Origin of the sequence: Psychroflexus aestuariivivens, assembly GCF_004010055.1 — a bacterium.
Taxonomy (GTDB): domain Bacteria; phylum Bacteroidota; class Bacteroidia; order Flavobacteriales; family Flavobacteriaceae; genus Psychroflexus; species Psychroflexus aestuariivivens.
This window is the reverse complement of the sequence record NZ_RQVT01000027.1, coordinates 1-6117: the sequence shown is the minus strand read 5'-3', so window position 1 is coordinate 6117 and position 6117 is coordinate 1. Positions and strand designations below refer to the sequence as shown.

Here is a 6117-nt window from a genome sequence, read left to right as displayed (position 1 = left end):
GGATTTGATATCCTCATCTGTATCTAATCTTGGGTATTCATTTTGAATTTCTCCATTTTGGTTATAGGATCGTACAAATATTTTCTTAATTCTTTCAATTTTGAAGTATTGGTCTATTTTTTCTTGATAATCGAAAAATGAATTTTTGAATTCTTCTGTGTCATTTGCTATCCAGTTAGTATCTATTTCTCCAAATAAGTCAATACCTATCAAAGTCATTACATTATTCTGGATTGTGGAATAAGGAATGTTTAATCTAAATCTACCATAGAGGTTTTTGCCTAATTTTCCATCGTTATCTTTCAGTAGTTCCATATTCTCGAATAGTGTACCATAAAAACTGAACTTATCGATTGTTTTATCAATCATTTTTGAATAGTCTGATAACCTATAAAAATTAGTGTTCTTTTTATGATTTACTATATCTAATAAATAGACATTGTTTCTCGTTAAATCTTTTGGGTAAATGTCTTTCGATGAATTTCCTCTTAAAATATAATGTTTAACAATTTTCTTTTTTTGAATTAATTGAAAATCATAAATGACATTGTTAAGTAAATATTTATTCCAAATTTCTCCTTGTTTTAGAGAGTCAAGGTTTTTGAATTCTGGATTTTCTGAAACTAAATTTTCGTAAGGGTCAAAAAATATAACTTTAAGTTCATAATCCTCAAACTCAAGCTTTTCAATTATGTTAGATTTCTGCGCAAATGAAGTATTTAGTCCGAATATTAAGAAGGTAATTAAAAGGACAAATTTTTCTTTCATAGTTCAATTTTGGGTTTTTTGGCAAATTTGCCCTAACGTCCTCGCATATCGACTCGTTGCGCGAAAATTAGCGATTATTTTTCGATTATTGATTTTAACTTCCAGAAAATCCCGATACTTCGATTTCAACCGAAAATCCGCAATGAGCGATATGCAGTGTTGTAAAACGTTTTATTTCGAGTTCTGCTTTTCGTCATCAGTTGCCCATTTCTTTATTTTATCGTTCAATTTTGGATAACCTAAACCGCCTAAAAGCATTCCGATTGGCATTCCGATTATAGTTCTCCAGAATTCTTTTGGGTTTCTACGATAATCTGGCAAATAAGCCCAATATAAAAATCCAGCAAATAGAATAACAAGGATAGAAATAATTACATATTCAGTCATATTCTTTAATCTTTCAGTTTGTAATTACGTTTCCATTCCTTAAATCCGATAACGTCGTCTCGAACTTCGTTAATCCAATTTTTTCCGTGAGTTTTAATCAAATGCTCAAATACTATTTTATTGTAAGCAATTATTATTTCATTGTCAGGTCCACTGCAACCGAATTCGTAAAAATAAATTCCGTATTTTTTTTCAAATTGAGGGTCAGTTGCAATTATCGTAGGCGCGATTCCACCCATTAACAAAAGAAATGGATTTCCATTTTTAATATCTAATTCTGCTATTTTTTTAGCCTTATTTTCATCAGTAACAAAAGTTAGTTTTGAAACTCCAGAATTATTTAATTGTTCATCGCTCAACTCCCCAATTCTTGAAAATATAACAGTTTCTTCTACCGTTTGAGCATTCAAAGTCAAAGTTAGAATTCCAATAATCAGATATTTATATTGTTTGTTCACGGTTGTTTTTCAAATTACTGGCAACTACTTAATATCTCCAAATATATATTATTTATATTTCTTAGTCGTATTAAAAGTTTGTAAGCGGATAAATAGGTGATAGGTATAATACCCTTGTTTCTTTAGACCTCATTATCTTAAAGATACATAAACAAATTTCGAAGTACTTAATCTAGCGTCAGTTTTAACTTACATCACAAAAAAAATGGCTTAATTTTAGTGCAATTGGTAGAGCTAAAATCATTTAATTCTAATTTAGAGATTTGTTCGGATGTTGCGTTTTCAACATGAATAAGTTTTGTTAACTTTTTTTCATTTTTATCGTAAACTTTCGATACACCATAAGGGAACATCTGACTTGCAAAGAGGGCAGGTTGAATTTTCCAATCCAAAGTGGTATCGATAACTACAATAAAATTACCATCCTCGTGAACGTATGCACTTTCTGTAGGTTTGAGCTTGAGCATATCGGTTTTTTGCATTTTTTTGAAGTTGACAGGTTCAAATTCGTAACATTCATCAGATGTTACATCCATCTTGATATTTCCTTGTCGATATGAGAACACGAAATCTTGGTTATCAAAATTCGCCGATACACCTGGATCGAGATTGGGAAAATTAAAACCATCTAAGAGAAGAACATTTGAGTTTGCTATAAAATCTCTTTGAAAATTATCAAATGCAGATTTAGCGATTTTTTCTTCTAAAGAAATATCTGTTCCCAAATCATTTGTAATAAATGTCTTGTATGAAAAGAATGAAGGCACAAACTTTTTTGAATCATGTTTGGAATTTTGTAAAGGAGAATCTTGGGGAAATAAAGAAAGTTGATTTAGTAATAAAAACACGATTACTAAACCACTATTAAAATTTAATTTTTTAGTTTTCATAATATTCATTTTAAAATTATTTAACTTTATAAATGTGACGCTGGAATCAAGTCATAAATGTAATTTTTTCATTTGCATGATTTTTCATTTTTCAGTTGATAGGTAGAATAAAATGATTTTACCTAGATGTTTTTTGAAAGCTAATTATTCTTAACGTTCTCGCATATCGACTTGTTGCGGGAAAATTAACAATTATTTTTCAATTTATGTTTAACTTCCAGAAAATCCCGAAACTTCGATTTCATCAGCGACTCCGCAATGAGCGATATGCAGTGTTACCTGTAGGCTTTCAGTTACTTTTGATTTGTAGCGAAAATAATTTATTTTCAATATTTTTTTCGCTAATCGTGTAATTATCTGGCTTTAGCATTTTTAAATACAATGGAAAATATTTTAAAATTTCAAATTCTAACTCTAATTCAGATTCAGAATTAAAAATCAAATAATTTCCTACAACACAGCTATTTGATTGTAAAACAATGGGATAATCATTTTTATTATACACGAGTTGAAAATTATTAGGAATTTCATCAATGTTTATAATCTTGGAGTAAAACCAAATTTTAATATCATAGGTTCTATTATCAAAACTTTTGAGTGTTATTTTTTCAACTTTTTTTAATTTAAAATCTGAGTTTTTTTTGACTTCAAATTTTTTCTTTTATTATTAAATTTAGTTGGTTGAATATTTAAGTCATTTTCAGAAGATATTTCTTTGATAGAAGAGGATCTATTAGCCGTTTTTATTTCAAAATTTATTGAGTTATTTCTAGTCTTGTTGATATCTAGGAATTGAATATATGACTTTTTTTCCTTATCTAAATAAATATTAACTGTTTGAAATGCCCAAATATTCCCTAACCCAGTAAAAATTAAAATTATAAATATCCTTATTTTCATTTAGAGAGAATTTTTTAGATTACAGCGTTCTCGCATATCGACTCGTTGCGGGAAAATTAGCAATTATTTTTTAATTTATGATTTTAACTTCCAGAAAATCCAAAAACCCTGATTTCAGCCAAAACGCCGCAATGAGCGATATGCAGTGTTGTGCTTTTGTACTTTTATTCAATGTCCTTTTTTAATTCATCAGGATTTTGCCTTGTGTCAAATATTGTAACAATTTCTATTTCATTTACTTGACTTAATATTCTATAGTAAAAAGTAGTTTGTTTTGTCACTACACATTTATAAAGTCCATTAAATTCAGTTGATTGTGGACAACTATTGGGCTGGAAAGATATTTGTTTTATTTTATCAGTCAGCTTTGAGATAAATTTATCACGAGTTTTTAGATTCCAATTTTCTAACAAGTATTCGGATAACTTAATAAGTTTTGATTCGGCAAGTTCAGATAAAAATACTTCCATTAAGAAATTTTCTTTAAAAAGGACTCATACGATACTCTTTTTCCACTATCCAATTCGCTAATTCCTTGTTTAATTTCTTTTTGTTCAGATAGACTTAATTCGTTCCAAAAGTCAGTTTTTTCTTTTTTAACAAAATCCGCAACTCTTTGGATAAATTCAGAGTTTTCATCATCCATAATAGTTTTTAAGAGTTCAAGTTTTGTTGTTCGAATATCCATTATCAAATTTCTTTAAATTCAAATTTACGAAAAATTTTTTTCAGTTCAGTATTTTTCAAGTATGAAGCACAACGTTCTGGCTATGGGCAGTAGTGCCAAAAAAGCCATTCAGTTTTGTTTTCAGTCGTAAAGTTAGAAAATAAATCCTGGACTTTTGTTTTTAATCCCAAACCCGAGCTATTGCCTATAGCTATTGTTGGGCTTTCGTGCTTTTTCATACCTTTATTCAACTCATATAAATAGTAAAATAATAGATTTAATTCATTGAATTTTACTCAATTTCTATTTATTAAAAATTACAGCTAGATGAATTAAATAGTGTCATTCACCTTTACATAAATTTCAAAGTATTGTTTGATAGTATCACCATCCTTTCCATCAAACTGTAAGGTTAGCGGATTGTAGTCTCCATAATATTCAACTGATAAGCCACGTATTTTCTTGTAACCAGGTTTAGCAAATTTTTTAAAAAACAATACTTGTCTTCTTCTTTTAATAGTATCTGATTTACCGAAATTTTTGTTTAATGTATCCAATTCTAAATTTTGAAATATTCTAAAAGGAATGGAATCAATATTTGATAAATCATTTAACAAGTGAATTGAATCACCTTTACTCATATCCAAAGCAACTTGAACGCTTGAATTCTTATCATAGAATGTTGGATTACCAAGTAATAAATGAAATTTTGAATATTCTCCTACAACAACTGAATCGTTTAAACGTGTTATCATTGTATATGGGTAATCAGATTCAAATTGTTTTTCGTGTTTTTTGCTTTTAGCACAAGAAATTAATAAGATACAAATTAAGAGATAGTATGAATATTTAATTTCAGTATTCAAAGTGGTTTGATTTAGCGTTGATAATTATTTAGCTTAGTAAGATTCAGTATCATTTTTCCAGCATAAAGCCCAACGTTCTCGCATATCGACTCGTTGCGGGAAAATTAGTAATTATTTTTTAATTTATGTTTTAACTTCCAGAAAACCCCAAACTCCGATTTAATCAGCGACTCCGCAATGAGCGATATGCAGTGTTGCCAATAGTGTTTTCTCGTTATGATTTTAATTCCTTTAAATAATCTGCAATATATTTTTCCTTGAGTTTCATTTTGTATTGAACAATATATCTTGGATGGTCAAAGACAATTACTTTATCAAATAGTTTTGCTTCATCATTAATTTTTTCAAAAAATTTTGCATTCTTTTTTCCAAGAATGTAGCATACAGAAGTGTCAATGCCAAATTCAATCTGTTTTCGTAGGCTTGAGATTATAAACTCTTTTGCTGATTTGAATAATTCATTATAATCATAATAATTACAATTAACCCAATTTCCTTTGTGATTTTGCTCTACAAAACCCAATGGACAAATCGAATTAATATAAAATTTATCGTAAAATTTATTACTTCCGCCAAATTCTTTGATTACGTCATATACAAATACAGACGACGGCTCGTGGGTTTGAATTGATGAAGATTCAATTCCACATACTTCTGACAACCTCTTTGTGTCAGTGAAAGGAATTCCAGTAGCACCAGCTCCAAGTCTTCCTGGATTAATTCCCAGTATAATTTTTCGCAACTTATTATCGCTAAAGAACTTTTTATAGAAATTTCCCAAAATCGATAGAATTTCCTCATTTTTCTGAAAGGGATTCATCACTCGGATATTTTCTTTTAATTCGCCTTTATATTCAAGGTTTTTGTGAAATTCAATTACTTTATCTGCAAAATCTGTCATTTTTATATTTATGAATTCTTGTTGGTTTTTTCAACATTATTGGCAACTACTTAATATCACCAAATATATATCATTTATATTTCTTATTCGTATTTAAACGTTTGTAAACGGATGAATAGGTGAGTGGTTCGCTTTATATAATTATTGAAGTTTGTTTTTTGCCTGACATACTTTTGTTTCTAATAAAAAACAGCGAAAACCAACAACGAAAGCAACAACCGTTGTTGATATTATATCATGCAAACAACAACTTTAAACAACAAGAAAAACAGTATTCCAA

Annotated in this window: 9 protein-coding genes; all 9 read right to left on the bottom strand. The window is 28.8% G+C overall.

The window, feature by feature from the left end:
* Positions 1 to 768, bottom strand: a 768-nt coding sequence (locus tag EIG86_RS06045) for a hypothetical protein (RefSeq protein ID WP_157983112.1), incomplete at its 3' end; no start/stop codon positions are given.
* Between the two features lie 171 nt (positions 769 to 939).
* Positions 940 to 1155 (bottom strand): hypothetical protein, encoded by a 216-nt coding sequence (locus tag EIG86_RS06040; protein ID WP_127845270.1) that lies wholly within the window; start codon positions 1153 to 1155, stop codon positions 940 to 942.
* Positions 1156 to 1160: 5 nt separating this feature from the next.
* A complete protein-coding gene (locus EIG86_RS06035; RefSeq protein ID WP_127845269.1) occupies positions 1161 to 1613 on the bottom strand; it encodes an FEKKY domain-containing protein in 453 nt (150 codons plus the stop codon).
* Positions 1614 to 1807: 194 nt separating this feature from the next.
* Entirely contained in the window at positions 1808 to 2503 is a 696-nt protein-coding gene (locus EIG86_RS06030) for a hypothetical protein (RefSeq protein WP_127845268.1), read from the bottom strand.
* Positions 2504 to 3121: 618 nt separating this feature from the next.
* Positions 3122 to 3403 carry a hypothetical protein gene (locus EIG86_RS06025; protein WP_127845267.1) on the bottom strand — a complete coding sequence of 94 codons (282 nt, stop codon included), beginning with the start codon at positions 3401 to 3403 and terminating at the stop codon, positions 3122 to 3124.
* Between the two features lie 164 nt (positions 3404 to 3567).
* Positions 3568 to 3873, bottom strand: a complete 306-nt coding sequence (locus EIG86_RS06020) for a type II toxin-antitoxin system RelE/ParE family toxin (protein WP_127845266.1) — start codon at positions 3871 to 3873, stop codon at positions 3568 to 3570.
* Positions 3873 to 4091, bottom strand: a complete 219-nt coding sequence (locus EIG86_RS06015) for a hypothetical protein (RefSeq protein ID WP_127845265.1) — start codon at positions 4089 to 4091, stop codon at positions 3873 to 3875. Before EIG86_RS06015 ends, EIG86_RS06020 begins: the two co-directional genes overlap by 1 nt.
* A 311-nt stretch (positions 4092 to 4402) precedes the next feature.
* A complete protein-coding gene (locus EIG86_RS06010; protein ID WP_127845264.1) occupies positions 4403 to 4936 on the bottom strand; it encodes a hypothetical protein in 534 nt (177 codons plus the stop codon).
* Between the two features lie 214 nt (positions 4937 to 5150).
* On the bottom strand, positions 5151 to 5837 hold the full coding sequence (locus EIG86_RS06005; protein WP_127845263.1) for a uracil-DNA glycosylase family protein: 687 nt from the start codon (positions 5835 to 5837) through the stop codon (positions 5151 to 5153).
* Between the last annotated feature and the right edge of the window lie 280 nt (positions 5838 to 6117).